Source organism: Pelorhabdus rhamnosifermentans (genome assembly GCF_018835585.1).
GTDB classification, from domain to species: Bacteria; Bacillota; Negativicutes; order UMGS1260; family UMGS1260; genus Pelorhabdus; species Pelorhabdus rhamnosifermentans.
In genome coordinates, this window is the sequence record NZ_JAHGVE010000111.1 from 1 (window position 1) to 368 (window position 368).

At 43.2% G+C, this 368-nt stretch carries 1 pseudogene; it reads left to right on the forward strand.

The features are described 5' to 3' along the window. Nucleotides 1–368, forward strand: a pseudogene (locus tag Ga0466249_RS26000) (ISNCY family transposase); the annotation flags it as partial.

The window sequence follows — 368 nt, forward strand, 5'->3', positions numbered from 1 at the left end:
GAAGGCATTAAAATCAGCTACTCATCCCTTTATACCCTTCTTACTAATGCCGGTATTAAAAGCCCTAAGAAACGCCGTAGATTTAAGCCTCATCGTCGCCGTAAACGTAAACCAAAAGAAGGAATGCTCATTCAAATGGATGCAACTCCCTTTGAGTGGTTTGCTTCCAAAGATAAATTTGCCCTTCACGGCGCTATTGATGATGCTACTGGCAAGATCGTGGGTCTTTATATGACCAAAAATGAATGCCTCCACGGCTACTGGGAAGTTATACGCCAATGCATTCTCTCCCATGGCGTTCCTGTCGGCTTATATACTGACAGACATGCTATTTTTCTTTCCACTCTTGCCGGTAAACTTTCTATCGA